The sequence below is a fragment of the Maricaulis virginensis genome, from assembly GCF_027922185.1.
Taxonomy (GTDB): Bacteria; Pseudomonadota; Alphaproteobacteria; order Caulobacterales; family Maricaulaceae; genus Maricaulis; species Maricaulis virginensis.
The window spans coordinates 451,348-475,302 of sequence record NZ_BSFE01000003.1; the positions used below are offsets into that span (position 1 = coordinate 451,348).

The 23,955-nt window shown below is 66.5% G+C and carries 20 protein-coding genes; 15 read left to right on the forward strand and 5 right to left on the reverse strand.

Translation table 11 applies throughout. The features are described 5' to 3' along the window. Positions 1-4 precede the first annotated feature (4 nt). Together PKE71_RS08205 and PKE71_RS08210 are read right to left on the reverse strand one after the other, a co-directional pair. A complete protein-coding gene (locus PKE71_RS08205) occupies positions 5-3,172 on the reverse strand; it encodes a peptidoglycan-binding protein (protein WP_271186471.1) in 3,168 nt (1,055 codons plus the stop codon). A 212-nt stretch (positions 3,173-3,384) separates the two neighbouring features. Beyond that, entirely contained in the window at positions 3,385-4,992 is a 1,608-nt protein-coding gene (locus tag PKE71_RS08210) for a hypothetical protein (RefSeq protein WP_271186472.1), read from the reverse strand. A gap of 121 nt (positions 4,993-5,113) precedes the next feature. Here PKE71_RS08210 and PKE71_RS08215 point away from each other — a divergent pair, with 121 nt between their 5' ends. The 11 genes from PKE71_RS08215 to PKE71_RS08265 all read left to right on the forward strand — a co-directional run bounded on the left by PKE71_RS08215 (position 5,114) and on the right by PKE71_RS08265 (position 17,097). Continuing rightward, entirely contained in the window at positions 5,114-5,596 is a 483-nt protein-coding gene (locus tag PKE71_RS08215) for a MerR family transcriptional regulator (protein WP_271186473.1), read from the forward strand. A gap of 56 nt (positions 5,597-5,652) precedes the next feature. Beyond that, positions 5,653-7,443 (forward strand): acyl-CoA dehydrogenase C-terminal domain-containing protein, encoded by a 1,791-nt coding sequence (locus PKE71_RS08220; RefSeq protein WP_271186474.1) that lies wholly within the window; start codon positions 5,653-5,655, stop codon positions 7,441-7,443. A gap of 115 nt (positions 7,444-7,558) precedes the next feature. After that, positions 7,559-8,725: an acyl-CoA dehydrogenase family protein gene (locus PKE71_RS08225; protein WP_271186475.1), complete on the forward strand. Its 1,167-nt coding sequence runs from the start codon at positions 7,559-7,561 to the stop codon at positions 8,723-8,725. Positions 8,726-8,727: 2 nt separating this feature from the next. Beyond that, entirely contained in the window at positions 8,728-9,225 is a 498-nt protein-coding gene (locus PKE71_RS08230; RefSeq protein WP_271186476.1) for a hypothetical protein, read from the forward strand. A gap of 64 nt (positions 9,226-9,289) precedes the next feature. Continuing rightward, a complete protein-coding gene (locus PKE71_RS08235; protein ID WP_271186477.1) occupies positions 9,290-9,898 on the forward strand; it encodes an FMN-binding negative transcriptional regulator in 609 nt (202 codons plus the stop codon). A 218-nt stretch (positions 9,899-10,116) separates the two neighbouring features. Beyond that, positions 10,117-11,322, forward strand: coding sequence for an acetyl-CoA C-acetyltransferase (locus PKE71_RS08240; RefSeq protein ID WP_271186478.1), 1,206 nt, complete (start codon positions 10,117-10,119; stop codon positions 11,320-11,322). A gap of 4 nt (positions 11,323-11,326) precedes the next feature. Beyond that, the gene (locus PKE71_RS08245; RefSeq protein ID WP_271186479.1) at positions 11,327-11,584 is read left to right on the forward strand and encodes a hypothetical protein; all 258 of its coding nucleotides are present in this window, start codon (positions 11,327-11,329) and stop codon (positions 11,582-11,584) included. Beyond that, a complete protein-coding gene (locus PKE71_RS08250; RefSeq protein WP_271186480.1) occupies positions 11,584-13,797 on the forward strand; it encodes a 3-hydroxyacyl-CoA dehydrogenase NAD-binding domain-containing protein in 2,214 nt (737 codons plus the stop codon). The genes PKE71_RS08245 and PKE71_RS08250 overlap by 1 nt, the downstream gene beginning before the upstream one ends. 859 nt (positions 13,798-14,656) lie before the next feature. Continuing rightward, complete coding sequence (locus PKE71_RS08255) at positions 14,657-14,878, forward strand: hypothetical protein (RefSeq protein WP_271186481.1); 222 nt, start codon at positions 14,657-14,659, stop codon at positions 14,876-14,878. Positions 14,879-15,069: 191 nt separating this feature from the next. Next, entirely contained in the window at positions 15,070-15,900 is an 831-nt protein-coding gene (locus PKE71_RS08260) for a methyltransferase domain-containing protein (RefSeq protein ID WP_271186482.1), read from the forward strand. 78 nt (positions 15,901-15,978) lie between these two features. Continuing rightward, positions 15,979-17,097 carry a glutathione S-transferase family protein gene (locus PKE71_RS08265; RefSeq protein ID WP_271186483.1) on the forward strand — a complete coding sequence of 373 codons (1,119 nt, stop codon included), beginning with the start codon at positions 15,979-15,981 and terminating at the stop codon, positions 17,095-17,097. Between the two features lie 14 nt (positions 17,098-17,111). Here the strand turns inward: PKE71_RS08265 and PKE71_RS08270 are convergent, their stop codons facing one another. Next, positions 17,112-17,882, reverse strand: a complete 771-nt coding sequence (locus PKE71_RS08270) for a DODA-type extradiol aromatic ring-opening family dioxygenase (protein ID WP_271186484.1) — start codon at positions 17,880-17,882, stop codon at positions 17,112-17,114. Positions 17,883-17,979: 97 nt separating this feature from the next. Between PKE71_RS08270 and PKE71_RS08275 the strand changes: the two genes are divergently transcribed. Genes PKE71_RS08275 through thiD form a run of 4 tightly spaced genes read left to right on the forward strand, consistent with a single transcriptional unit; the run spans position 17,980 to position 21,671 of the window. Beyond that, positions 17,980-18,870, forward strand: coding sequence for a LysR family transcriptional regulator (locus tag PKE71_RS08275; RefSeq protein ID WP_271186485.1), 891 nt, complete (start codon positions 17,980-17,982; stop codon positions 18,868-18,870). Positions 18,871-18,918: 48 nt separating this feature from the next. Continuing rightward, positions 18,919-19,797, forward strand: a complete 879-nt coding sequence (locus tag PKE71_RS08280; protein ID WP_271186486.1) for a hypothetical protein — start codon at positions 18,919-18,921, stop codon at positions 19,795-19,797. A 56-nt stretch (positions 19,798-19,853) separates the two neighbouring features. Then, positions 19,854-20,834 (forward strand): tetratricopeptide repeat protein, encoded by a 981-nt coding sequence (locus tag PKE71_RS08285; RefSeq protein ID WP_271186487.1) that lies wholly within the window; start codon positions 19,854-19,856, stop codon positions 20,832-20,834. A gap of 27 nt (positions 20,835-20,861) precedes the next feature. After that, entirely contained in the window at positions 20,862-21,671 is an 810-nt protein-coding gene (gene thiD, locus PKE71_RS08290) for a bifunctional hydroxymethylpyrimidine kinase/phosphomethylpyrimidine kinase (RefSeq protein ID WP_271186488.1), read from the forward strand. A gap of 14 nt (positions 21,672-21,685) precedes the next feature. Here thiD and PKE71_RS08295 read toward each other — a convergent pair whose 3' ends face one another. Beyond that, a complete protein-coding gene (locus PKE71_RS08295; protein ID WP_271186489.1) occupies positions 21,686-22,591 on the reverse strand; it encodes a DMT family transporter in 906 nt (301 codons plus the stop codon). A 187-nt stretch (positions 22,592-22,778) separates the two neighbouring features. Continuing rightward, entirely contained in the window at positions 22,779-23,915 is a 1,137-nt protein-coding gene (locus PKE71_RS08300; protein WP_271186490.1) for an aminotransferase class V-fold PLP-dependent enzyme, read from the reverse strand. Between the last annotated feature and the right edge of the window lie 40 nt (positions 23,916-23,955).

Below are 23,955 nucleotides of genomic sequence, written 5' to 3' on the forward strand. Positions count from 1 at the left end.
CGGACTAGCCCGCGGCCGCACGCTCGAGCCGTTCGATCAGAACGGCATCGACACGTCCGGTGCGGGGCAGACCCTGATCGGCTTCGAAAGCCATGATGGCGTCGCGGGTGCGGCCGCCCATCTCGCCGTCTATCGGACCCGGCGCATAGCCGAGCACGGACAGGAAGCCCTGGGCGCGGCGGACCTGGGCGGCGTCGGTGGTTACCGTGCGGTCCCAGGGCAGATTGTTGTAGAGCCCGTTGGCCTCGGGATCGAGCGGGCGCGGCGTGAAGCCGTCGGCCGTTGCCTGGGCCTCGGCGAGGGCCGCCGGGTCGAGCTGTTCGGACACGGCGCGGGCGCGCTCGCCGGCGGTCGGGTCGCTGCCCGTCATCGAGGCGATGGTGAACCAGGCATAGGCGTCCGGCAGGCTCAGCGGCACGCCGTCGCCGGACTCGTATAGCAGGGCAAGATTGAACTGGGAATCCCGCAGCCCGAGCAAGGCGGCCTCCTGGAACCAGCGCGCCGCGGTCTCGATATTCTCCGCAACGCCGGTGCCATAATAGTACATCACACCCAGATTGTGCATGGCGCGGCGATGGCCGGCATTGGCGGCGCGTTCCGTCCAGCGGCGGGCGTCTTCCAGATCCTGTTCGACGCCTTCACCGGTTTCCAGCAGTTTGGCGTAGCGGTACTGGGCCGCCGGCACGCCCTGTTCGGCGGCGCGGCGCAGCAGGATGGCGGCGGTTTCGGCATCGCCGTTTTCCAGCGCCTGCAGGCCCAGCTGGTAGCGGGCGACGGGATGGCCTTCCGAGGCGGCGCTTTCCAGCGTCATCCGGCCGGTGGCACTGCCTTCTGCGGGAATTGCAGCCGGTTCCGGCGCGCTCACCGGCTCGCTGGCGGGCATGACAGAACCGGACGCATCCGCAACGGCATTTGCCGGCGGCGTCGCCGGTTCACGAGTGGCGGGTTCACGGGCGGGCGGCTCGCTGGCCACAGGCGCTTCGGCCGGCGGCGCGACGGCTTCGGACGCGTCGGCGGTCTGCATTCCGGCGGGCGGGGTGTCGGCCTGCTCCGGCCCCGTTGCAGTCGTGGCGGCGCCGGCCTCGCTGGAGAAGCCGGCCTCGACCTGGGCGATGAAATCGCTTTCGACCGCGGCATTGGCGGTCTCGCGTTCGCTGTCACCCTGCATCGCTTCCCAGACCAGGATCACACCGGCGCCGGTGAGCATGACCAGGGCGATCACGGGCAGGGCATAGAGTGCCAGACGGCCCGTGCGGGACTGGCGCTGCGGCGTGTCGGTGCCCGGATAATAGGCGGTCGAGCGGGTGCGTTCGCGGGCGGCGGCGAGGAAGTCGGCATCGGCCGTGGCGCCCAGGCGTCCGGACGGACGCGGCCGGCGGGCCGGCGGCTGTTGCGGCTGGACCGGGGCAGGCTGGGCAAGCACGGCCTCCGCCGGAGCGGCCTCGGCACGGGCGCGGCGGCGGCGCGGACGCTCCGGCTGCGGCAGGGCTTCGGCCGGGCGCTGCGGGCGTGGTGCCGGCTGGGTGTTCATTTCGGCCAGGAAGGGATCGCTCTCGCCATCGTCGAAATCGCCGGCCGGCGTTTCCGCCTGCGGCGGCGGGCCGAGCGGTGTGTCGAAATCGAAGTCCTCGTCCGCATCGTCAGCGCTGTCGGCGGGCGTATCGGCAGGTTCGGACTTCGGCGCCTGACGGCCCTCGATCGCTTCGAGGCGGTCGGCGAGTGCCGACATCGCACGCTGTACCGGGGAGAGGGCCTCCTCGGTCTCCGAGCGTACCGATGCCATGCGTTCCTGGACGCTGCCCAGCGCATCCTCGATCCGCTTGGCGGTGCGCTCTTCGGACTGGCGCAGGCGGTCCTCGAGATCTTCCTCGCGGGCCGTGCGGTGGGTGTCGAACTTCTCGATCATCTCCGCCATGCGGTCGGTCGCGGTCTCGACGACGGCATTGGCACGGCGTTCGGAATGCTCGATCCGGTCGGCCAGCGAACGGCCCAGACGGGTGACTTCCTCGCCCATCTGCTTGATCGCGTCGCGGCTTTCCTGGCGCACCGCATCGAGGCGGCGGTCCAGCTTGCTCTCGGACTGGCTCTCGCGCAGGGCTTCGGCCGAGCGGCGTTCGCTCTCGCTGAGGCGGCGGTCGATGGCACCGGCCAGCTTGGTGATCTCGCGGCCCAGCCGGGACATGTTGTCGCCCTGGCGGCGCTCGGCCTCGTCCATCCGGGTCATCGCCCGGGTGAGGGCGTCCTCGAGACGGTCGATCCGCGGCTCGGAGGCCGCGCCGGAGACGGCCTGGGCCACCTGGCTGCGGGTTTCGGCAATGATCCGCGCGACATCGTCGGACAGGCGTTCGAAACGGCGTTCCAGTTCAACCGTGTCGCCGGAATTGCGGGTCTCCAGATTCCGCATGCGATCGTCGAGACGCGCGACCGAGCTTTCCAGCGCACGCGCGGCGTCATTGGTGATGCGTTCGGCGCCTTCGACGCGGGCCTTCAGGGTCTCGGTGACGGTGCGCAGGCCGTTGATCGTGCGGGCGGTTTCGTCGTCGCGCTTGCGATTGCGGTCGACCGTGTCCTCGGCGCGGGCTTCCAGCCGGGCAAGACGCGCTTCCAGCGTTTCGGAGACGGAGCGGGTGTCCTCGTCGACGGCGTGCAGCCGCGCGGCGGTGTCGTTTTCATGTTCATAAAGCCGGCGCGCCAGCTTCATGATCGTGGTCTCGACCGCACGCACGTCCTCGGTGGAACCGGAGCCCGGCGGTGTGCTTTCCAGCGAGCGGACGCGATCGCCCAGCTCGTCCTGGCCCTTGCGGACGCGTTCGAGGCTTTCCTGGGCCGCGGCCAGTTCGGCGCTGTAGCGCTCGCCATTCTTGCTGATCTTGTCCGCCAGCTGGGTGATTGCCTTGTCGATGCCGGACAGGGTGCGGGCGGAGAGCTTTTCGGAGGATTCCACGCGCTCGGTGAGACGGTTCACCATGGCGCGCAGAAGACGGTCGTCCTCCTCGCTCAGGGCCGAGCCGCCGCCGAAGCCCGGATAGGCTTCCAGCGCATCGTCCCATTGCGGGTTGGACGGGTCGGAACCGTCGAGGATGACACGGTTGATCCATTCGCCCAGCGTCAGTCCCTCGCGACGCGCCGCGGTTTTGGCGCGCGCCCGGGCGCGGGGATCGATCCCTTTCACGCTCCAAGGACCACTGGACGACATTCCGAATCGCTCGCTCAAACCTAACCGCTCCACGCTATTCTGCGGTTAATATTGTGTAAACCGAAGCCCGGGACCCAAGATGTAGTGTTTCCACACCGAATCGCAGGCGTTGACCCACAAGCCAATTTCCTGAGTCAACACAAGGCTCTGACTCGGTTAACGCGCCGTAAAATGTGTGGATTGCCGTATTAACGCTGAGCGGCGGGACCGAAGAAACCGGGCGCAAGTGTCCGCAATTGTTCCTGCATTGCCGTGGCTTCCCGGGTGATGGGAAGCGGGCCGTCGGCGGGCAGGGCGCGGGCGAGGTCGAACAGGAGCCAGGCCGACTCGACATCGCCGGAGCCGGCGGCATACCGGCCGGCATGCCAGTAGGTCAGCGGGGCGTGGGGGTCGTCCTCTGCGCTGTCGGCAAACAGGGCGAGCGGATCGAGTTCGGATGCGGCTTCACCATCCGTCGTGCGCAGGGCGGCCACGGTCTGGGCGGCGAGCGCATGGGCAGCCGCACCGGCAAAGGCATCGCGATGCAGATGGGTGCGGAAGGTCTCCAGCGCGGCGGCCGGGTTCTCGCTCATATCCGCCATTGCCGAGGACAGGGTCTCGAACTCGGCATTGCCGATGCCGGCGGCCGTGATCTGGCTGAAACGGTTGCACAGCGGCCGGGTGGAGCGGGGCTGGCAGGGGCCGGAATGGTGGCCGGACTGATAGAGCGCGAGATAGGCGCCGGCCATGTCGGCGCGCCGCTGGGCGGCCTGGGACGCGGCGATGAAGGTGGAATCGGTCGGCCGGGCTGCAGCCGGCGCGCGCATGGCTTCAAGCCCCGCCGCCAGCAGGCGCGTTGTCGCGGGGTTGGTGACCTCATATCCCTCCGCCGGGGCCGGCGGGACATTCTCGGGCCAGGGGAAGGCGGCTTCGCCCGAGCTGGCATTGAGCCGGGTCCAGGTCTCGCGCCGGCCCGCCGGGCTGGACGGGCTGAACACGACAAAGCTGAAACGCTCCGGGATGCCGAATTCCGGGTCGAGTTCGGCAAGGGCGTCGGGATGGATCGCCAGGGCGTGGCGCATCCAGGCGCGGAACAGTTCGGCCTGTTCGCGCGTGCCGGTATTGTCGGTGTCGAAGCCGAAAATCTCGCTGCCCAGTGCCGAGCGCCGCACGCCGGTATGGCCCTCGTCATCGATATCGACGAGCAGGTCGACGCTGGACAGGCGCACCCCCATGGCGGCCTCGATCCAGAAGCGTTCGAACTGGATGCCGCCCGGGCCGGTCACCTCGTTGAGCTCGCCGCCCTGGGTGTAGAAGGCGAATGTATTCATCTGGCGATGGACGTGAGCGACGATCGGCGTATTGCGCATGACCGGACCGTCCAGCGACTGGATCCGGGTGAGCGTGCGTCCGGTCGCGAAGTCCTGGATCGTGCGGTCCTCGCTCGATCCCGGCTCCGTGGCGTAGCCGTCGCCGACAACGATCTCGCGCTGTTCGGTGCCGATCCGTTCGCCCTCGACCGAGACGGTCTCGACCCGCCAGCGTGTGCGGATCACGGCGTCGCTGCGATTGCCGCGTGCCTGGAGATACTGTTCGCGATCCAGCCATGGGCCCGCGATGGCGGCCTGCATGGCTGCCGGGGCATCGTCCGTGGCGGTAGACGTTGCCTCTTCCTGTTCCGCATCGGGATCGAGAATGGAAAAGCCAGGGTCAGGCCGGGGATCGTCGGTCTGTTGCGCCAGCCCGGACGGGGCGGCGGCAAGCAGGGTGGACAGGGCCCCGAGGGCATACACGAAAGAGCGGTCAAGGATCGGCATGGCGCGACTTTGCCGCGAGTGGCGCCGCGATGGAAGGGCAAAGGCGGGTCTGCCACAGAATTGCCCGATGTCACAGATTTGACGTTGACGTTCGCGTAAGTTTGTGAACACCATTCACTCCATGGTCAAACCGGTCGCTCCCGATTCCGAATTCACCATCCGCGAGCTCGCTCACGAGTTCGGCGTGACCCCGCGCACCCTGCGCTTTTACGAACAGAAGGGGATGATCAATCCGGACCGTCGCGGCGCGGCGCGGATCTATTCCGCTGCCGACCGGGCCCGGGTCGAACTCATACTGCGCGGCAAGCGCGTCGGCTTCGCCCTCGACGAGATCAAGGAAATCCTCGATCTCGAGGCGATCGACCGCGGCGGCCGCGAGCGCCTCGAGCCGGCGATCGACCGTTTTGTCGGCCGCATCGAGGTGCTCAAGCGCCAGCGCGAGGATGTCGAGCGCGCCATTGCCGAGCTTCAGGCCGGCCTCGACTGGATGCGCGAGCGCCTGGAAGACCGTACGCCGCCGGACGATGTCCGCCGCCGCGCCCGTGCTTTCGAGGCGCTGGCCCAGGCGCGCCTCGACCCCTGGTCGGGGGTGAGCGCCGGCTGACCCGAACAACAACCCGTTCCGAGAACCACACAACGCCCCTTCGGAGACCTTGATCCATGACTGCCTCCTACCGCGCCCCGGTCCGTGACCAGCGTTTCGTCCTGCACGACGTGCTCGATATCGCCCAGTATTCCAGCCTGCCCGGCTTCGCCGATGCCGACGCCGACACGGTCGACGCCATCCTCGAGGAGGGTGCCAAGTTCACCGAGGGTGTGCTTGCGCCGCTGAACAAGGTCGGCGATGTGGAAGGCTGCACGCGCGATGCAGACGGCAATGTGAAAACGCCGACCGGCTTCAAGGACGCGTTCAAGCAGATGGCCGAAAGCGGCTGGACGGCCCTGTCGTCCGATCCGGAGTATGGCGGGCAGGGCCTGCCGCACGTGCTGAACCTGGCGGTCAACGAGATGGTGTCGTCGGCCAATATGGCGTTCGGCATGTATCCGGGCCTCACCCTGGGCGCCGCGGCCGCGCTGGCGGCTGCCGGCACGGACGAGCAGAAGCAGCTCTATTTGCCCAAGATGATCTCCTGCCAGTGGGGCGGGACGATGAACCTGACCGAGCCGCATTGCGGTACCGATCTGGGCCTCCTGCGCACCAAGGCCGTGCCGCAAGCCGACGGTTCCTACAAGATCACCGGCCAGAAGATCTGGATCTCCTCCGGCGAGCACGACATGGCCGAGAATATCATCCACCTCGTTCTGGCCCGTATCGAGGGCGCGCCGGACGGCGTGAAGGGCATCTCGCTCTTCGTGGTGCCGAAATTCATTCCCGACGAGAACGGCGATCCCGGCGAGCGAAACACGCTGAAGTGCGGCGGCCTGGAAGAGAAGATGGGCATCCACGGCAATGCCACCTGCGTCATGGACTATGACGAGGCGACGGGCTGGCTCGTGGGCGAGGAAAACAAGGGCCTCAAAGTCATGTTTATCATGATGAACGAGGCCCGGCTCGGCGTCGGCCTGCAAGGCTATGCCATTGCCGAGGCCGCCTATCAGCAATCCCTCGCCTTCGCGAAGGACCGTCTGCAGGGCCGCTCGCTCACCGGTCCGAAAAACCAGGACGGTCCGGCCGATCCGATCATTGTGCACCCGGACGTGCGCCGCATGCTGATGGATCAGAAGTGCTTTGTGGAAGGTGCGCGCTGCTTTGCGCTTTGGACTGCGCTGCAGGGCGATCTGGAAGAGAAGTCCGACGATCCGGCCGTGCGTGAGAAGGCCGGCGACTACATGGCGCTGCTCACCCCGATCGTGAAGTCCTACCTCACCGGCAAGGGCTATGACATGGTCTCCAACGGCCTGCAGGTGCATGGCGGCTCCGGCTTCACCGAGGAGTGGGGCGCGTCCCAGCTTCTGCGCGATGCCCGCATCACCATGATCTATGAAGGCACCAACGGTATCCAGGCGCTCGATCTTGTGGGCCGCAAGCTGGCGATGAACGGCATGCGCCCGATCACCTCCTTCTTCGCCGAGATCGACGCCTTTGTCGCCGAAGGCGGCAATGACGAGACGCAGGCCTTTGTCGATGCCGTTGCCGGCTGCAAAGGCAAGCTGAAGCAGGCCACAGACTGGCTGATGAACAATGCGCTGAACAATTTCGACCATGCCGGCGCAGGCAGCCACGATTATCTCAACCTCTTCGGTCTGACCTGCCTGGCCTATATGTGGGCTCGCATGGCCAAGACGGCTTCGGCGAAGATCGCGGCGGGTGACACCGATCCGATCTATGCCGCCAAGCTGAAGACCGGCCGGTATTTCCTGGACCGCTGGGTTCCGGAAGCGGCGATGCACCTGGCCAAGGTTGAAGCCGGCGCCGACTCGATGATGGCGCTGGAAGAAGAGGCCTTCTAGGCAAACGGCCTGACCGGGCGGGACCGTTCGTGAAGAAACGGCCCGCCTGCCGCACCGCCGATGTACGGCGCCGGCATACAACAATGACAAGAACGACCCCTGGGGAGGATGGTTGATGTTTCAGGACCCGCTCAACGTACCGCGGCCGGATTTTCTCGAACGCGAGGATGTGCGCATCTTCGAGGACGCCGTGCGCGGCTTCATGGCGCGCGAATGCGTGCCCAATGCCGAGGCCTGGGAAAAGGCCGGCATGGTCGATCGTGAGATCTGGACCAAGGCCGGCGAGGCCGGGATCCTGTGCCCGTCCGTGCCCGAGGAATATGGCGGGGCCGGCGGCGACTGGGGCCATGAATACGTCTTCCACACGGCCGGAGCCGAAGTGGGCGCGTCCGGCTGGGGCGTAGGCCTGCACAATTCCATCATTGCGCCCTACGTCATCCATTACGGCTCGCACGAGCAGAAGGCATCCATCCTGCCGCGCATGGTCTCCGGCGAGCTGATCGGTGCGATCGCGATGAGCGAGCCGGGCACCGGCTCGGACCTGCAGAACGTCAAGACGACGGCCGTCAAGGACGGCAATGGCTACCGTATCAACGGCTCCAAGACCTTCATCACCAATGGCGGCTCGGCGAATTTCGTGATCGTCGTCGCCAAGACCGACCCGTCCAAGGGGTTCGACGGCGTCTCGCTCTTCCTGGTCGAGACCGACAAGGTGGAGGGCTTCAAGCGCGGCCGCCTCCTGGACAAGGTCGGCATGAAGGCCCAGGACACGGCCGAGCTCTTCTTCGAGGATATGTGGGTGCCGGCGGACGCCCTGCTGGGTCCGGAAGAAGGTCAGGGCTTCATCCAGCTGATGCAGCAATTGCCGCAGGAACGCCTGCAGATCGCGGTGCAGGGCGTCGGCGCCATGAAGCGTGCGCTCCATGAGACGATCAATTACGTCAAGGAACGCGAGGCTTTCGGCCGGCCGGTGCTGAAATTCCAGAACACCCAGTTCAAGCTCGCCGAATGCAAGACCAAGGCGACCCTCGCCGAGGTCTTCGTCCATCACTGCTCGGAACGCCTGATGAAGGGCGAGCTGGATGCCGCCACCGCCTCGATGGCCAAATACTGGGTCTCGGACGCCCAGAACGAGGTGATCGACGAATGCGTGCAGCTGCACGGCGGCTATGGCTACATGAATGAATACCCCATCGCCCGCATGTGGCGCGACAGCCGCGTCCAGCGCATCTATGGCGGCACCAACGAGATCATGAAACTGCTGATCGCGAGGACGCTGTAGGGATGAGCGAGGTGGCCGCCAACAGAGCAACTCCGGCCGCGAGTAACCGCGTCCTGTCGGTCTTCGCAGGTTTGGCGCCACTGACCCTGTTTGCGGTGATCGATGGCACGATGATGTCTTTTTTCGGTGGGCTGGGGATTCTTCAGGGCCTGGATCCCGAAGCGGCTGCTCGAGTGATGGGAAACCTCCGACTGATTGCGTTTGGCCTCGCTGCGCTGGGGACAGTTGCCGTCGGATGGTGGCTCAGGAAACAGGGCTCCGTGTCATGGGGCGTCGCCATCCTTGCAGTCGCGGGCATTGCCGACGCGCTCGCCCGGACGGCGACATGGTTGCGCGCAATGGAGCAGGCGCAGGGTGATAACCTTATGGGAGGGGGGGCTATTATTATAGGTGGAGTTTCCGTGAGCTATTTCCCGGCGATGGTGCCGGTCGCCGTTCTTGTTTTTCTGGTGCTGCTGGGCGCAGGCGCGCAGAAACTGCGGAGCAGGAGGGCGCAATGAGTGAAGCGGTCCCATTTTTTCTCTTTCAGCAATGGGGAAGAATGACGGTGTTGGAGCTCACCTGATGTACATCCCGCCCGCCTTCCGCATGACCGATGAGTCCGAGATGCGCTCGGTGATGCGCACCTATGACTTTGCGCTGGTTTTGGTGCCGGGTATGCCGGACCTGGCGGCGACGCACATGCCGCTGAAGCTGGCCGATGAGCGCCAGGTGCTGATCGGGCATGTCGCGGCGGCCAATCCGATGGCCGACGCCATCCGCCAGGGCAAGGAGGCGATCGCCGTCTTCTCCGGCCCGCACGCCTATGTCTCGCCGACCTGGTACGCCAATCCGTCGGTCAATGTGCCGACCTGGAATTACGTCGCCGTCCACGCCTTCGGCACGCTGGTGCCGCTGGAGGGCGAGGAGGCCGAGCGGGCGCTTTCGTCGCAGGTCGCCGACTTTGAGGCCGAGTGGCGCATCACCCATATCGATCCCAAGCGCCGGGCCCGGCTGGAGGCCGCCATCCAGGTCTTCGAATTCGAGATCCACCGTCTGGAGGGCAAGGCCAAGCTCTCCCAGAACAAGCCCGTCGAGGAACGCCTGCGCCTGGCGCACGCCCTCAACGAACGCGGCGAACACGCCGTCGCCTTCCACATGGTCGAAGACCAGGAGGACGATGAGGATGAGTAGCGAATGGAATTCATCCTTCCCCTTGATGGGGAAGGTGGGCCGGCGCGTAGCGCCGGGTCGGAAGGGGTGAAGCCCGGTGACGAAGAACAAGCAAAGACCTCGCCCCCACCCCCTCCACCACGGCTGCGCCGTGGTCCCCCTCCCCCATCAAGGGGGAGGACGGAAGTGCGTCCAGAGTCGATAAAGGAAACCAGCCCGCAAAGGGAAAGGAAGCCAAGATGACCGAAGCCTATATCTACGACGCCACGCGAACGCCGCGGGGCAAGAAGAAAAACGGAGCGCTCAACGAGATCACCGCGCTGCAGCTGGCCACCCAGCAGCTCGAGGCGATCCGCGACCGCAACAATCTCGACACCTCCCTGGTCGACGATGTGATCATGGGCGTTGTCTCGCCGGTCGGTGAGCAGGGTGCGAACATCTCGCGCTCGGCCGTGATCAACGCCAACTACGCCGAAACGACCGCCGGCTACCAGATCAACCGGTTCTGCGCCTCGGGCCTGGAAGCGGTGAATGTGGCGGCGGCCAAGGTGATGTCCGGCGAGGCCGATTTCGCCATCGGCGGCGGTGTGGAAGCCATGTCGCGCGTGCCGATGGGTTCGGATGGCGGTGCGATGGGCGCCGATCCTGAAATCTCCTTCGACCATTATATCGTGCCGCAGGGCGTTTCGGCCGACCTGATCGCCACCAAGTACGGCTTCTCGCGCGACGATGTCGATGCCTATGCCGTGGAAAGCCAGAAGCGCGCCGCGCGGGCCTGGGCCGAGAAGCGGTTTGCCAGATCGGTCGTGCCGGTGAAGGACCAGCTTGGTGTCACCATTCTCGACCATGACGAGCATATGCGTCCGGACACCGACATGCAGGGCCTGGGTTCGCTGAAGTCGGCCTTCAAGGATCTCTCCGATTTCGTCGGCTTCGAGGCCGTCGCCACCCAGCGCTATCCGGAAGTGGAATACCTCAACTGGGTCCACACGGGCGGCAATTCCTCCGGCATCGTCGACGGCTCCGGCATGGTGCTGGTCGGCTCGAAGGAAGCCGGCGAGAAGGCGGGCCTCAAGCCGCGCGCCCGCATCCGCGCCATGGCGTCGATCGGTTCGGAACCGACCATCATGCTGACCGGCCCGGTCCCGGTGACCGAGAAAGTGCTCAGGAAGGCCGGCATGAACGCGTCGGACATCGACCTGTGGGAGCTGAACGAGGCGTTTGCCGCCGTCGTTCTGCGTCTGATGCAGGCCTACGAGATCGACCACGACATCATGAACGTCAATGGCGGCGCCATCGCCATGGGTCACCCGCTGGGCGCCACCGGCGCGATGATCCTGGGCACCGTGCTCGACGAGCTGGAGCGCTCCGGCAAGTCCACCGCGCTGACCACGCTCTGCGTCGGCGGCGGCATGGGCACCGCGACGATCATCGAGCGGGTGTAGGCCGGTGAGCGGCGACAAAGACGAAACCCCTCAATCCGGGGACAACGTCCTCGCTCTGGGTCTGCCCCTCGGCCTGCCGATCGGCCTGGCCCTGGGCGTATCCCTGGGTGTGGCGCTGGAAAGCCTCGCGATCGGGATTTCTCTCGGTGTCGCCTTCGGCATGTCACTCTCTCTCGCCTTCGGCGCTGCCAAGGCAAAGGAATTGAAGAACAAGCGGGACGCCGCCAGCGACGGCGATGCGTCCGACGAGGAGAAATCCTGATGTCCCTGAAAAATTTCACACTGGAAACCGATAAAGACGGCATTGCCCTGGTCACGTTCGACAGTCCGGGCAAGTCGATGAATGTCATCTCCGCCGATGTCATGGACGACTTCGACGCGCTGACGAAGACCATCATCGAGGACGACAGCATCAAGGGTGTCGTCATCACCTCCGGCAAGGACGCCTTCTGCGCCGGCGCCGACCTGTCCGAGCTGGGCGGGGCGAATGACGCGCTGGCCAAGCTGCCGGAAGAGGAGATGAAGCAGAAACTGTTCGAGCAGTGCTTCCGTCTCAACAAGACCTTCCGCGCCCTGGAAACCTGCGGCAAACCGATTGCCGCGGCGATCAACGGCCTCGCCCTGGGCGGCGGTTTCGAGATCGCGCTGGCCTGCCATTACCGGGTCATGCCGTCCGACAATCCCAAGGCCAAGCTCGGCCTGCCGGAAGCCATGGTCGGCGTGCTGCCGGGCGGCGGCGGCACCCAGCGCCTGCCACGTCTCGTCGGCGTGATGAATGCCGCGCCGGTCCTGCTGCAGGGCCAGCAGCTCGATGCGGCCAAGGCCCAAGGCCTCGGCATCGCCGACGCCGTGGTGCCGCTGGCCGAGCTGGTCGCGAAGGCCAGGGAGATCGTCAAGGAAGATCCCAAGGGTGCGAAACAGCCCTGGGATGGCGACAAGTTCAAATTCCCCGGCGGTGGTCCCTACCATCCCGCCGGCGCCCAGGTCTTCGGTGCCGCGTCGCCGATGCTGCGCAAGAACACCTACGGCAACTATCCCGCCCAGCGCTATATTCTTTCGTGCGTCTATGAGGGCTCCCAGGTCTCCATGGACCAGGCGATCCGCATCGAGAGCCGGTATTTCACCAAGCTTTTGCTGCGCCCGGAAAGCCGCAACATGATCCGCTCCATCTTCCTGTCCAAGCAGGATCTGGACAAGGGCGGCCGCCGTCCGGCCAGCCAGTCCAAGGCGGATATCAAGAAGATCGCCATCATCGGCGCCGGCTTCATGGGTGCGGGCATCGCCACGGTCTCCGCCCAGGCGGGTATCGAGATCGTGCTGATCGACGCCACCCAGGAAGGCGCCGAAAAGGGCAAGAAGCACTGCACCGATCATTTCGAGAAAGGTGTCGCACGCGGCAAGCTGACCCAGGACAAGGCCGACGCCCTGGCGGCCCTGATCACGCCGACCACCGACTACACCCTGATCAAGGATGTCGATCTGGTCGTCGAGGCCGTGTTCGAGAATTCCGAACTCAAGGCCAAGATCACCAGGATGGCCGAGGAACAGATCGGCGAGACGGCCGTGTTCGGCTCGAACACCTCGTCCATTCCGATCACCGATTTGGCCAAGGCGTCGGCCCGTCCGGCCAATTTCATCGGCATCCACTTCTTCTCGCCGGTCGAGAAGATGAACCTGGTCGAGATCATCATGGGCGGCGAGACCGGCGATTATGCCCTCTCGCGTGCGATCGATTTCGTCACCAAGATCAAGAAGACCCCGATCGTGGTGGCCGATACGCGCGGCTTCTACGCCAATCGCTGCGTCATGCGCTATGTCGGCGAAGGCCTGAAAATGCTGGGCGAGGGCGTCAAGCCGGCGCTGATCGAGAATGCCGCCAGGATGGCCGGCATGCCGGTCGGCCCGCTCTCCCTGCAGGACGAGGTTGCGCTGGATCTCGGCGTGAAGCTGATCAAGCAGACAAAGGCCGATCTGGGCGACAAGTATCAGCCCAGCGGCACCGAGCCGATCCTGTTCAAGATGGTCGAGGACTATGACCGTCTGGGCCGCAAGAACGGCAAGGGCTTCTACGACTACCCGTCCGAGAAGGGCCAGCCGAAACGCCTCTGGCCGGAGCTGGAGCAGTTCGCGCCGGGCGGCCAGTACGCCGCCGAACAGCCGACGGCCGACGAGGTCAAGGACCGCATCCTCTACACCCAGGCGCTGGAAGCGGCGCGCTGCATGGAAGAGGAAATCGTCGCCGATCCGCGTGAAGCCGATGTCGGCTCGATCCTGGGCTGGGGCTTTGCGCCCTATACCGGCGGCACGCTGTCCTTCATCGATACGGTGGGCGCCAAGGCCTTCGTGAAGCGCGCCGAAGAACTCGAAGCCAAGTATGGCGACCAGTTCAAGGTGCCGGCCCTCCTCAAGGAGATGGCCGAGAAGGGCGAGACCTTCTACGGCCGCTTCGGCACCAAGGAAGCCGCAGCCGCCTAGGGCGCGACTGCATAAAGACTGTAGAAGCCGGTGCAATGCGAGTTGCGCCGGCTTTTCTTTGCCGCTATTCGGGGCGTGTTTTCGGGGTGTTGGAAGTTTTCACCAAGATTTCCACAGAAAGCGAAAACCTTTCCACCGATTGAGCCGACTTGTCCACGAAACGGGGTGTTTCGTGCGTTGCCGGGACGGCGGTCCGGTGGTCTACTCATGACATCGACAGCGACCGAAGCGGGCCTCCGGGCCCGGGGGATCGCCGGGAAAGAAGGCTCCAGGGGAGACGGTCCGCAAGGACCGGCGACCGGACGAGCGGCCCCGGAACAGGCCCGAAAGGGCGGGTTCCCCCAGGCCAGGACGACAGCAAGGATCCGCAAGGACACCCGGCTCGACGCCCTTCCTCTCCGGAGAGACTGATCTGCCTGCAAGGGCGGTGACCAGGAAGCCGCGATTACAGCAGACCCTTTCGGGGGTTCGCTGGCCCCGGTCCGCCGATCGGGGTGTGCCGAAGGACAGGGTGTCAAAACCCGACCCGGAAGCAACACGGCCGCCCGCCTCCCTGCTCCTTGCGAGCCGGGGACGGGCGGTTGGTGCTTTTGGGGGATGCGCAGCCGGACCCTGCGCGCGGTCCCGGCGCCGGACGGACAAGCCATACGCTTCTGGAATACGACGCCTCTCCGGAGAAAGGTCCGGCTTTGTGTGCAAGGCCTGCAAGGCGGGTTCAAGTCCTTGTTCCTGTTCGAAAATTCGACATTAAAGTTTATTAAGACAGGATTAATACAATATTCGGTGCGTTAACCATGCGGGGCGTCACTATGCAGGCCGACAAGCGCTTGGGGCGCTGCCGGGGGCAGGACTACACCCGATGTTGCAGAGAACCGGATATCACTGGCCGTCGCGGATACGCTCTGTCGCATTCGCGATCTGGGCTGTTGCCTTCGCATTGACCGGTGCACTCGGCTGGGCGGCGTGGAGCAGCTATCAGACCGCGTCCGAGACCGCAGACTATGTCGCGTGGCGGCAGGAGGCCGGGCTGGTGGTTCCGGTGCTCAAGACGATCGTCAAGGACAGCGAAACAGTTCGCTGAACCGGGGGCGCCGGGGGGCGCAGTTTCCGGGCGGCCGCAGAGGCCGCATCGGTCCCAGAGCCATTTCATCGCGATCGATCACGATGAAATGGCTCCGGTCTTTTGAGCGGTCGCGTTTTCGGACCGCAAAACCGGTCCCCACTTCTGCTGAAAATACTCTAGTCTTCTTGCGCTCGACGCAGGAGACCGAGATGTCCGACGCCCGCCTGGAAGACGATGACTACATCATCGGGACCGATGCCGTGGAAATTGCCCGGCTGGGTCAGCAGCATGCGATCTGGCGCGAAACGGCCCTTGCCGGCTGGCGCCGCGCGGGTTTGCGGCCGGGCATGACGGTGATGGATGTCGGGGCCGGCCCCGGCTACGCCGCTTTCGATCTGGCCCGGCTGGTCGGACCCCAGGGCCGCGTCATCGCGGTCGATCAGGCGCCGGCCTTTCTCGCCGCACTGCGTGACGGTGCCCGTCAGCGCGGCCTTTCCAATATCGAGACCATCGAGAGCGATCTGGCCGATGTCGACTGGCCGGAGGCGGTCTGCGACGCGGTCTGGTCGCGCTGGTGCCTGTCCTTCGTGCCCAACGTGCCCGGCGTGATCGCCGGCATCGACCGGGCACTGAAACCCGGCGGTATCTTCGTTGCCCAGGAATATGTCGACTATCGCAGTTTCCGCATTGAGCCGTGCGAACCGGTCTTCGAGCGTTTCATCGAGGCGGTGCGCCAGAGCTGGCTGCATTTCGGCGGCGATCCCGAGATCGCGCGCCGCCTGCCGGCCATCGTGTCCAACCAGGGCTGGGAGCTCGGGCCGATGACGCCGGTCATCCACGCTGCGCGCCCCGGCGACTGGATCTGGAGCTGGCCTATCGCCTGGCTCGAACAGGCTCCCGACCGCCTCGTCGAACTCGGCTTTCTCTCGCCGGACGATGCCGAGGCTTTCCGCCTCTTCCTGCACGCCCGCCAACAGGACCCGGTCTCCCTGATGACGACGCCGATGGTGCTTGAGGTGATCGCACACAAGCCGGCCTGACGGTACCGCATCACTGAAATCGCGGTTCAATCTGCCGCCAACAAGGCTATTCTCGCCATACTCATACGGGGAGACAGCATGACCTATACGCTCATCGGCGCGGCCGTATCGCTTTATACCGGCAAGGCGCGCGGCTATCTGCGCTGGAAGAATGTGCCGTTTCGCGAAGAGATGTCGACGCGCGAGGTCTACAAGAGCGAGATCCTGCCGCGGGTCGGCTGGTCGGTTATTCCCGTGGTCGTGCACCATGACGGCTCGGACACGGGCGTCACCCTGCAGGACACGACCGACATCATCGATTATGTCGAGCAGCACGAGCCGGGACCGTCGGTCTATCCGGACGGTGTGCGCCAGCGCCTGGCCGCCCTGATCCTGGAACTGTTCGGCGACGAATGGCTGGTGATCCCCGCCATGCACTATCGCTGGGCCTATAATCGCGACTTTGCCCATGGCGAGTTCGGCGCTTTCTCCTTCCCGGATCTGTCACCGGAGGAGCAGCGGGAGCGGGTTGCAAAGCCGGTGGCGTATTTCTCCGGCGCCCTGCCCGGGCTGGGCATCAATCCGGACAGCGTGCCGGCGGTCGAGGCCGCCTATGAGGCCTTCCTGGCTGCGTTCGAGGCACACCTGGCCCGGCACGGCTTCCTGTTCGGTTCGCGGCCCTCGATTGCCGATTACGGCTTCCTCGGGCCGCTCTATGCGCATTTGCTGCGCGACCCGGCGTCCGGCGAGATCATGCGCCGCCTGGCGCCGCGCGTTGCCGACTGGGCGCAGCGCTGTCACGCGCCCCAGCATGCGCTGACCGGCGACTTCCTGCCGGACGATGATCTGCCTGCAACCCTGCTGCCCATGCTGCGCATGTTTGCTGCGCAGCAATTGCCCGTTCTCGTCGACACGGCGGACCGCCTCGCGGTGTGGGCTGACGAGAACCCGGATATGGCGGAAGTACCGCGTGTGCTGGGCTTCCACAAGGCCCGGATCGGCCATGGCGAAACGGTCGTGGAGACCGACCGGGCGGTCATTCCCTATCCGCTGTGGATGCTGCAGCGCGTGACCGATTTCCTGGCCTCGCTTGACGGCAAAGCGCGTGCGCAAGCGGAAGAATTGCTGCGCAGCATCGGCGCGCAACAATTGCTCGATTTCGACATGCCCGTGCGGCTCGAGCGCCGGCATTTCCGCGTCTGCGTCCAGGGGCGTTAATTGCTGAAAATGCCTTAGCCGCCGAACCGCCAGATATCCATCGCCAGGGCGCTGCGGCTCCAGGAGGTGTGGATCAGTTCTGCGGCGGTTGATCCCGCGGCGGCCATCGCCACGAGCAGCGGGCGGAAGTGTTCCGGTGTGGGATGGTTGAAGCCGGCCAGCGGTGCGTCCTGCCAGCCGGCCAGCGCCTCCACCTCGCCGCTCTCGATCTTGGGCACAACCCAGTCGCGGAAGGCCTGGGCACCGGGATGGGGCGCTGCCGCCTCGGCCGCGGCGAGCGATGCGCGCAGTGAATGCGTCAGCGAGCCCGAGCCGATGATCTGGACGCCGCGGTCCGCGAGGGGCGCCAGCGCCCGGCCCAGCGCGACGGCAGCTGTGTCGCTGCCGGGCAGGCTGATCTGGAAGACCGGGATATCGGCTTCCGGCCGCATCAGGGCGAGGGGTATCCAGGCGCCGTGATCGCGCCCGCGCTGCCGGTCGGCTTCCGCTTCGATACCGGCCTCGCGCAGGAGATCCAGCGTGATCGCGGCGAGGCTGGGCGATCCGGGGGCGGCATAGACCGCGCGCTCCAGCACCGGGCCGAAGCCGCGGAAGTCATGGATCGTGTCCGGTGTGGCGGCCGACTGGACCCGCACGGGCGCGTCCGCTTCCCAGTGCGCCGAGACCACCGCGACCGCGTGCGTCCGCGGCGCCAGGCCGAGCGCTTTCAGGGCGTCGTGGGCGGGCGAGGGCACGGTCAGCACGTCGGGGGCGCCGTGCGAGATGAAGAGCGGGCCGAGGGGCATGAGGGGTACTCCGGAAAGTCGAGCCCGCAATCTGGTATTTTCGCCCGCAAGGGATAAGTATGCCGGATCGAAGCTTTCTCTTTCTGGTGAGGAATAAATGGACCGGATCGATGCCCTGCGCCTGTTCTGCTCGGTGGCCGAGCTGGGCAGTTTCACCAAGGCGGCCGACCGTGAGGCGATGACGCCCGGCGCGGCCTCCAAGCAGATCACGGCCCTGGAACAGCGTCTGCAGGCCCGCCTGTTCGAGCGCACGACACGCTCTGTCCGCCTGACCGATGCCGGCGCGGCCCTGCTCGACCGTGTCCAGCCCTGGCTCGATGAGTATGACGCAATGGAAGAAGGCGTTGCGAGCGCGCGGCTGGCACCGGCCGGCGTGCTGCGCGTCACCGCACCGGTCGATTTCGGCGCCCGCCGCCTGATCCCGATCATTGCCGACTTCATGACCGAATGGCCAAAGGTCGATGTGCGCCTGTCGATGGCCGACCGCATGGTCGATCTGGTCAATGAAGGGTTCGATGTCGGCGTGCGGATCGGCAATCTGCCCGACAGTGCGCTGATCGCCCGCCGTCTGGCGCCGGCCTGCATGTCCTGCGTGGCATCGCCGGCCTATGTCGAGCGCAACGGCATGCCGCACCATCCCGACGATCTCGCCCGCCACGACATGATCATCGACCGCAACAAACCCAGCCCGCAATTGCTGAAGTTCGAGCGCGAGGGCGAGGAGGTCGAGGTCCGCGTCAATGGCCGCCTCTCCCTGAACGGTGCCGTGGCGGCCGTGTCAGCGGCCAAGGCCGGTCTGGGCGTGGCCTGTTCGCCGCGCTGGGCGGCGGTCGATGCACTGGAGCGCGGCGAGGTGATCGATGTGCTGGCGGACTGGTCGCCAGAACACCGCTTCCTCTGGGCGGTCTTCCCGTCAAACCGCTACATGACGCACCGGGTGCGCGCCTTCGTCGACTATCTCGCCGGGCGGTTTGACGGTGTCGTCTAGCCGCACAGGCGCTATAAGGATGCGTGTGGACCAGGCAGGGGGTACGGCATGAGACGGCAGGTCACGGGACTTCTGGCGATGGCAGCGCTGGTGCTGCTGGCAGGCTGCGCGACGACCGGCAGCGACATGATGGGCGTGGGCGGCGGACCGGACGATGTTGCCGGTTCCGTCTTCGACCATCCGCGGGCCGACCGGCGCGGTGCACCGCGCGGCTTTGGCTATCAGCTTACCGGACAGTCGGGCTGGTCGGGCGATCTGGTTTATGAGGACGATAGCGGCGGTGCCATCCGGGTCGCATTGCTTCTCGCCGATGCCGATGGTGCGGAACAGGCTGCGGATCTGCAGATCGCCATGCCCTATCTGGAAGGCGGCGTCCGGCGTTTCCACGGCACAGCGGCTTCGGGCGAGCCGGCGGAGCTGCAGCTGCAGGCCGGCCCCTGCGAGGTGGCGGGCGAGACCGGCTTCACGCATTTCGCGGCGCTGCGGATCGGCGAGACGGTCCAGGCCGGCTGCGCCCGGGAGCAGGCGCAGGACGATCGCTGGTCGAACTATATCATGAGCTATCTGCCGGCCATCGATGCCTGCCTGGCCGAGTTCGGCGACCGGCCGGCCCATGTCTCGCTGGCCTATACGATGAGCGGCGGTGCGACGGGGGTGCGGATCGTCGATGCCGGCACGCAGACCTGGGAATGCGCCACGCGGGACGAGGGCCGGGCGGTCAATTCGCTTCGCCAGATCGATTCGGCGGACGCGCTGTTCGGGGAAGGTGATCCGATATTCGTGCGCGGTGTCTTTCCCGACTTCGGCGAGGGCTGTTATGTCTACGAGTCGGTTCGCGAAGCCGACGGAACGCTGATCGGGGCGCTGGGCTATGACGCCTGCAATGCGGTGCCGGTAACGACGGCGCAGGCCGCCGCTGCGGGCTAGCCCGCCAGACGCGGCATTGCGGCACGCGCCAGCGCGACAGGTTGAGGACAAGACGCATGCACCGAGCCTTGCTGATCTCCACGCTCTGCACCGGTCTGATCGCCGGCCCGGCAAGCGCCGAACTGCGCGATGTGCTGACCCGCGCCGACGGCTTGAACGGTCAGGTCTGGCTCGCCTTTGACGAACAGCCGCGATCGGCGGAACTGTCGCGGACGGCCGGGAGTGTCAGTCTGATGATCGGTGGTGTGGAAGTGCGCAACCGGGAGGTGTCGCCCTATCGCGCCGACCTCGTCAGCCGTGTCTCGATCACCCCGGTGGCCGATGGTGCCCTGGTGGAACTTGGCCAGGCCGCCGGCTGGCAGGATGTCCGCGCCGAACTGCGCCAGGGCGGTGTTCTGGTGAGTTTCAGTCTGGATGCACCGGTCGCCGCGACGTCCCGGCCTGCGCCTTCCGGTCCGTCTGCGACGGGCGAGGCGAGGACCGCCCCTGCAACGGACAGTCAGAGCGCATCTGCCGCTGCCACTCATGGCGAGCCGGCTGCTAGTGTCGGCGGTCAGGCGGCCTCGGGCGAGGCTGGAACGACGGGGCATGCCCCCGCCGATCCCGCACCGGCCGACGAGGCCGGGCATGAGCCTGCCGCGGAGCATAGTCCTGCTCCTGGAAGCCATACGTCCGCGCCTTCCAACTCGGCGGCGCCGGTCAATCCGGTTGCGGCCGCTGCGTCCAGTGCGACGGGCGAGTGTGCCGAGACCGGCGCGGCCGTTGCCGAGAACCCGTGGGATGATGAAAGCCTGCACCGCCACGCAGCCTGCCTGACGCAGACCGGCGAGCTGCAGCCGGCGGCCGTCATCTATGAACAGATGCTCGCCTTCGCCCCGGACGATTTCAGGGCGCTGATCGCCCTGGCGGAGGTGCGGGCCGAACAGGGCGAAACCGCTGAAGCGCGCGAGCTTTATTCGCAGGCGGCGTCCTATGCCATCTCCGATGCCGAGGCCGCCCGGGCGCGGGCCCGGCTGCGCGAACTCCAGCAGCGCTGATCCTTCCAGCCAGTCAGGACATCCATCATGCAAGCAGACGAACCGGCCGGCCGGGTGCTCGTCATCGCCGGCTCAGACAGTGGCGGCGGTGCCGGTATCCAGGCCGACATCAAGGCGATCTCGGCGATGGGCGGCTATGCGGCGACGGCAATCACGGCGATCACCGTCCAGAACACGCTGGGCGTCAGCGCCATCCATCCCGTGCCCCTTGCCATCGTCGAAGGCCAGATCCGCGCCGTGCTCGACGATATCGGTGCCGACGTGGTGAAGACCGGGATGCTGGCCACGGTGGAGATTGTCGAACTCGTCGCCGCTGTCCTCGAGGCGGCCGACCCGGCCATCCCGCTGGTGCTCGACCCGGTGATGATCGCCACATCCGGCGATCGTCTGGTCGATGACGGTACCGAGGCCGCGATCCGCGAGCGTCTCGTGCCGCTGGCCACACTGGTCACCCCGAATGCGGCCGAGGCGGCCCGCCTGACCGGCCTGACGGTGGAGGATGTGCAGGGCCAGCTGGCGGCGGCCGAAGCGCTGGTCGGCATGGGCGCCAGGGCGGCGCTGGTGAAGGGCGGGCATCTGGGCGGCGATGCCGTCACCGATGTGCTCGTCTCTACCCGCGGCATGGAATTGATGGAACGCCCGCGCATCCGCACCAAGCATACCCATGGCACCGGCTGTACCCTGGCCTCGGCGATTGCCGCGCGGATGGCCGGCGGCGAGCCGCTGCCGGAAGCCGTGCGCAAGGCCGGGGATTATCTGCACGAAGCCATCCGCCGCGCGCCGGGGTTCGGCGCCGGCCACGGTCCGGTCGATCACATGTGGGTGGTGCGGCCGTAACTCAGCGGCCTGGCCTAGCGAGCGGGATCCGCCGCCCGTTTCCGGGCCAGCCACACGCCCGTCAGGATAACCGCCAGGGCGAGCACGGCGTGCCAGCCGATGGTCTCGCCGATCAGCACGCCGGTGATCATCGCGGCGATCGGGGTGAGATAATTGGCGATGGCGAGGAAGTTGGGTCCTGCCGTGCCCGCCACCTGCATCAGCACGACCGAGGCCAGCGCCGTCGGTCCGGCGGCCAGCCAGATGACCGCCAGCCAGGCGGTGGGAGCGACCGGTCCGGCCTGCGCCAGTTCGAACAGTCCCACAGGCAGGGCGAACAGCGCACCGCAGATCAGCATGCCGGCGCCGGAGACCGAGGGCGGGGTCGGCGGGATCAGCCTGGCCAGGATCGCATTGATGCCATAGCAGACCGCCGCCGCGACCACGCCCAGCTGGGCCCAGACATCGGCGCCGCCCAGATCGGTCAGCGCGGCCGGTCCCAGCAACAGTACGACACCGGCAAACCCGGTGAACACGCCGGTCAGGCGCCGCAGGGTGAGGTGTTCGCCAGGCACGAGGACATGCGCCATCGCCACGGTCGCCAGCGGCATGGTGGCGACCAGAATGCCGGCGAGCGCGCTGTCGATATATTGCTGGCCCCAGCTGACCAGGTAGAAGGGCAGGGTGTTCCCGAAAAACCCCAGGCCCGCGAACCACAGCCAGCGCTTGTCGTTGAGTGCCGGCAGGCGATGACCGCGCAACAGCGCCCAGCCGGCCAGCAGGATGGCCGCGAGAGCGATACGCACGAAGATCAGCCCGCCGGGCGGCAGGGTTTCCACCCCGTGCTTGATGAAGGCAAAGGCCGACCCCCACAGCACGGTGAGCAATAACAGCGCAGCCCAGTCCATCAGACCCGGCAGGTGAGCATGGGCCGGCTTCACGGGAGGCTCCGCGACATTGCGGCTCCCGCACAAACCCCCTTCTCCCCGGGGAGAAGGTGCCCCGAAGGGGCGGATGAGGGGAAAATCCCGGCGTCGGCGCCCAAAGCGCCAGGCGCGGTGTCTTCCCCCTCTCCCTCGATCCCTCTCCCGCGGGAGAGGGAGGCTGGCGCTGAGCCCGGCACCACCCTCACAACACAGCCCTCAGCCCGCCGGCGAAGGCGGCGATATCGGTGTCGTCATTGAACAGGTGCGGGGTGATGCGCAGGCGGTCGCCGCGCTGGGAGATGTGGATATTGCGCGCGGCCAGGCGCGCCGGCAGATCGTCCGGCGCACCGGCGGGAAGGCCCAGGGTGAGATAGTGCGGGGCGCGTTCGATCATGTCGTCGGCAAGGCCGAGCGGCGCTGTGGCCTCGGCGATGGCGGCCGTGCGTTCTGCCAGCGTTTGCGAGATGGCATCGACGCCCCAGTCGAGCACCTGGTCGAGACTGGCCAGGGCTGCCGGCGCGAGCTGCATCGCCGAGCGCTCGCCCATGTCGAAGCGCCGGGCACCGGGGGCGTAGGCGTCGGTATAGTCGATCAGACGGGTGAAATTGTCCGCGCCCTTGCGGGCGATCCAGTTCTGCTCCAGCGGTTCGCCCTCGGCGTGGTGATGCGGGGCAACGTAGAGCAGGCCGGTGGAATAGGGCCCCAGCAGCCATTTATAGCCCGCCGCGACGGCGAAATCGGGCTGGATCGACGGCATGTCGAAGGGCAGGGCGCCCAGCGATTGGGTGAGATCCAGCACCAGGGCGGCGCCCTGGCGGCGGGCCGTGTTGGAAATATGGGCGAGGTCCAGCTGGCCGCCATCCAGCCAGTGTACATGCGGGCAGGCGACGATCGACGTCGCCGGGCCGATGGCGCGGATGAGGGCTTCCGTCCAGCCCTGGCCGGGCTGGCGTTTCACCGTGACGAGTTGCGCACCATGCTGCGCAGCAAGCGCCTGCCAGACATAGACATTGGAAGGAAACTGGCCGTCCAGCACCAGGATTTCCGAGCGTCTCTGCGGCGCCAGATTTCGCGCTGCCGTGGCCAGGCCATAGGAGGCCGACGGCACAAGCGCGATATCGGCGGCTTGCGCGCCGAACAGACGCGCCGCGCGCTCGCGCAGCTGTTCGGGCAGGCCGAAGAAATCCTGCTGCACGTCATAGGCCCAGGGCTGACCCTTGGCGGCATAGCTTTCCTGGCCGGCCGCGATGGCGCTTTTCGGCATCGGCCCCATATAGGCCGTGTTGAGATAGACGCGGTCGCGCGGGATGTCGAAAAGGTCACGCTGGGACGGGATCATGGCCTAGCCTCTTGCCCCGGCGGGAAGAGGGCGTCAACGT